This is a genomic window from Bradyrhizobium pachyrhizi (assembly GCF_001189245.1).
Classification (GTDB): domain Bacteria; phylum Pseudomonadota; class Alphaproteobacteria; order Rhizobiales; family Xanthobacteraceae; genus Bradyrhizobium; species Bradyrhizobium pachyrhizi.
Map to the genome: position 1 here is coordinate 91,777 of NZ_LFIQ01000100.1, position 4,016 is coordinate 95,792.

3 protein-coding genes are annotated in these 4,016 nt (G+C 66.3%); 1 reads left to right on the forward strand and 2 read right to left on the reverse strand.

From position 1 onward, the window contains the following. Positions 1–15: 15 nt before the first annotated feature. Both AKL29_RS25355 and AKL29_RS25360 read right to left on the reverse strand, forming a co-directional pair. On the reverse strand, positions 16–1,527 hold the full coding sequence (locus tag AKL29_RS25355; protein WP_050386044.1) for an acetyl-CoA acetyltransferase: 1,512 nt from the start codon (positions 1,525–1,527) through the stop codon (positions 16–18). Between the two features lie 139 nt (positions 1,528–1,666). After that, positions 1,667–2,800 (reverse strand): nitronate monooxygenase, encoded by a 1,134-nt coding sequence (locus AKL29_RS25360; RefSeq protein WP_050386045.1) that lies wholly within the window; start codon positions 2,798–2,800, stop codon positions 1,667–1,669. Between the two features lie 278 nt (positions 2,801–3,078). Between AKL29_RS25360 and yghU the strand changes: the two genes are divergently transcribed. Continuing rightward, a complete protein-coding gene (gene yghU, locus AKL29_RS25365) occupies positions 3,079–3,957 on the forward strand; it encodes a glutathione-dependent disulfide-bond oxidoreductase (protein ID WP_050386046.1) in 879 nt (292 codons plus the stop codon). Positions 3,958–4,016 lie beyond the last annotated feature (59 nt).

The following is a 4,016-nucleotide window of genomic DNA, read 5'->3' on the forward strand; positions in this document are numbered from 1 at the left end:
AGCGAGCTTTGAGACCTACCCGACCCGCCATTCCAGCATGCCATCGCCGGCGGTGACGATGTTGCCCGTGGTGCCGACCGGCGTGCGGTCCATGTCCTGCAGATAGGCCAGCGTCGCCGTGTCGCTTGCCGGGATGCGGCCGAGCGTGCGGCGGCCGTCCTCGGTGCGCAGCATGGTGACGCCGTGCTCGACCTCGCCATTGCCGCGATAGATCACGGTGAAAGCCTCGACCTTGCCTTTGCCCGCTGCCTCTGCGGTGAAGTCGGGCACGTTGCGCCTGTTGCGGTCGGCCTCCGCCTGAACGCTGGTGTCCTGCTTGAGCGCGACGTTCGGCGCCGCGCGCGACAGCACGAGGCCATGATGCTTGGTGACGAAGCCGCCCTGGCCGTAGAGCAGGCCGAGCGTGCCGCCGCTTCTCAATTTGCGCACCATCGCGCAGGCCGAGTGCGTCATGTAGGTGTTGAGCGGCGCGCCGAAGAACGTCAGACCACCCGTCACGGTCGGCTGCACGTCGGGCCCGAGGCCGAGCGTCCGGCGCGCCATCTTCGGCACGCAGGGGAAGCAGCTATAGAGCTCGATCGCGTCGAACTTCTTGCCGTCGCCGCCGACGAGATCCATCACCGCCTTCAGCACCGCGGTCTGCGCGTGGCTTTCGACGAACTGGTCGCGGATCAGGTAGTCGCGCGGCTCTTCCGCCGAGGCGCCGCCGAGCGGATAGATCAGCTTGTCCTCCGGCACGCCGGCCGCGCGCGCTTTTGCGAGGCTGGTCAGGATCAGCGCGCCGCCCATGTTCACCGTCGGGTTCGCCACCATCAGCTTTGTATACGGCCAGGCAATCATCCGGTTGTCGGGCGTGGCCGTGGTGATCTCGTCGCCGGTGAACGTCTTCTTCAGCCACGAGTTCGGATTTTCGGCGGCGACGCGGGCGTAGGTCGACCACAGCTCGCCGGACTCCTTCAGCGCCTCGCGCGGCGTCTGGCCCCAATGCGCCGATGTTGCGGACTCATAGAGCGGATAGACCGTGATCGGCCTGAACACGCCGAGGCTCACGGCCATAGGCTTCTGGAACGCGGCGCCGCGCTTCGGCTCCTCCACGTCGTGCGCGAACGGCGTCCACGGCAGCTCCACGCCGGCGCGCTGCGCCTTGGTCGCGGTCGACTGCGCCTCCGCGCCGCAGACCGCGGCAACGCTGCATTCGCCGCGCGCGATGCGTTGCGCGGCCTCATGCAGATAGCGGATCGGGCTCTCGCCGCCGACCGGACCGTAATAGAGATGCGCCGGCGCAATGCCGAGCCGCTGCGCCAGCTGCTTCTCGGGATCGCGGTAGCGCCAGCTCAGGAAGTTGACGACGTCGAGCGACTGCACGTCGGACAGTAGCCTGGCGCCGCTGTCGGCTTCGGCGCGCTTCAGCGCCTCCTCCAGCAGCGTGAGCGGCTCGAGGCCGGCGGTGATGTCCTTCGGACGATCGACAATTTCGCCTACGCCGACGATGACGGGAATGCGGTCTTCGGGGATGCTGTTCGACATTCTTGTTGTTTCACTCTGCGGTCTTGGACTCGATGGTTATTATTGGCGTCATTGCGAGGAGCAAAGCGACGAAGCAATCCATACTTCCGCTGGGTGAGATGGATTGCTTCGCTTCGCTCGCAATGACGGGGAGGAATCGTCACTCCGCCACCAGCGCATTCATGTGCTCGACGGCCTCGACGAACTCTTCCTTGAACTCCTGCACCACGGCGCCGGCCGACTTGACGCTGTCGACCAGGCCGACGCCCTGGCCGACGAAATAAGTGACGAGATCGCGGGCCTTTTCGTTACCGCCGGCCGCGGCGCGGTCGATGGCGTTGAAGGCGTCGCGGCTGATGATGCTTTGCAGCGGCATCGGCAGCGCGCCGGGGCTTTCCGGCGAGCGGTCCCAGGCGTCGGTCCATACCGAGCGGAGCTGCCGCGCCGGCTTGCCGGTGCGGCCCTTGGAGCGGATCGCGTCGCGCGAGGAGGCCGCGATCATCTTCTCGCGGAAGATCTCCGAGGTCTCCGATTCCACCGTGGCCAGCCACACCGAACCGGTCCAGGCGCCGGCCGCGCCCATCGCCATGCAGGCCGCCATCTGGCTGCCGGTCATGATGCCGCCGGCGGCGAGCACCGGGACGTCGCGGATTCTTTTGACCGCCTTGATCACCTCGGGCACCAGCACCATGGTCGAGACCTCGCCGCAATGGCCGCCGGCCTCGGTGCCCTGCGCGACGAGGATATCGACGCCCGCTGCGACCTGGCGCAGCGCGTGCTCCTTGGAGCCGACCAATGCCGCCACCGGCACACCATGCTTGCGGCCCATCTCGATCATCGCCTTCGGCGGCACGCCGAGCGCATTCGCGATCAGCCGGATCGGATGCCGGAACGAGACCTCGAGCAGTTGCAGCGCGGTCTCGGCATCGAACGGCTGCGGCTGGTTGTCGGCGACGTTGCGGCTGGTCAGCTCGATGTCGTATTTCTTCAAGAGATTGCGGGTGAAGTCGCGATGCTCCTGCGAGACGCGCGCTTCGAGGCTCTTCCAGGTGACGTTCTTCTCGCCCGCGGTCGAGATGTTTTCCGGGATCAGCACGTCGATGCCATAGGGCTTGCCGTCGACATGCGCGTCGATCCACTTCAACTCCTGCTCCAGCGTCTCCGGCGAATGCGCGGTCGCGCCGAGCACGCCGAAGCCGCCGGCGCGGCTGACCGCCGCCACCACGTCGCGGCAATGGCTGAAGGCGAGCAGGGGGAAGTCTATCCCCAGCATGTCGCAGATCGGTGATTTCATGGACTGGTTCTCTCCCGGCGGCTGCTTCTTGTGCTTGTTGGCGTCAGCCCCTGCAACGCTAGCGCATCACGGTCGGCTAAGCCAAGCGGGTTTCGGCACCGGCGGTCTTGCGTGCACGCGCGGCTTGGCTGCATCGCTCGCAGCGCATTCCGCAAGGTAGAAAATGCGATGGCGCGGGCTGGGCAAAGCCGAGCGAGCCCACCATCTAGTGCGGACATGGGGATGGGCACGGCGGCCGCCGCGCCACCTGGCAAGAACATGAATCGGGAGCCAACGACGTGAATGACATTCCTGCCTACGAGCCGCCGAAAGTCTGGACCTGGAACAAGGAGAGCGGCGGGCGCTTCGCCAGCATCAACCGGCCGATCGCGGGTCCCACCCACGACAAGGAACTGCCGGTCGGCCGCCATCCGCTGCAACTCTACTCGCTGGCGACGCCGAACGGCGTGAAGGTCACCGTGATGCTGGAAGAGTTGCTGGCGGCGGGTCACAAGGCCGCGGAATACGACGCCTGGCTGATCAAGATCGACGGCAATCAGTTCGGCAGCGGCTTCGTCGCGGTCAATCCGAACTCGAAGATCCCGGCGCTGATGGACCGCAGCGGGAAGGAGCCCATCAGGGTATTCGAGTCGGGCTCGATCCTGGTTTATCTGGCTGAAAAATTCGGCGCGTTCCTGCCGACCGACGTCAAGTCCCGTGCCGAAACCTTCTCCTGGCTGTTCTGGCAGATGGGCGCGGCGCCCTATCTCGGCGGCGGCTTCGGGCATTTCTACGCCTATGCGCCGACCAAGATCGAATACGCCATCGACCGCTTTGCGATGGAGGTGAAGCGCCAGCTCGACGTGCTCGACCGCCGGCTCGCCGACAACGAATATCTCGCGGGCGATGTCTACACCATCGCCGACATGGCGGTGTGGCCGTGGTACGGCAGCCTCGCCAAGGGCCTACTTTATGGCGGCGGCGAATTCCTCTCGGTGCAGGACTACAAGAACGTGCAGCGCTGGACCGACGCGATTGCGGCACGGCCGGCGGTGAAGCGCGGCCGCATGGTCAACCGCACCTGGGGCGGGCCGTCGAGCCAGCTCCATGAGCGCCACGACGCCAGCGATTTCGAAACGAAGACGCAGGACAAGATCGGCGAGCCGGTGGCGTCTTAGCATCGCCGACTGCCGTCGGCCCGCCCGTGAAACTCGTCATGCCCGGCCTTGTGCCGGGC

What these genes read in the sequence shown, in the direction of transcription:
- AKL29_RS25355 (WP_050386044.1), bottom strand. Translation starts at nt 1,527, where the DNA reads ATGTCGAACAGCATCCCCGAAGACCGCATTCCCGTCATCGTCGGCGTA.
- AKL29_RS25360 (WP_050386045.1), bottom strand. Translation starts at nt 2,800, where the DNA reads ATGAAATCACCGATCTGCGACATGCTGGGGATAGACTTCCCCCTGCTC.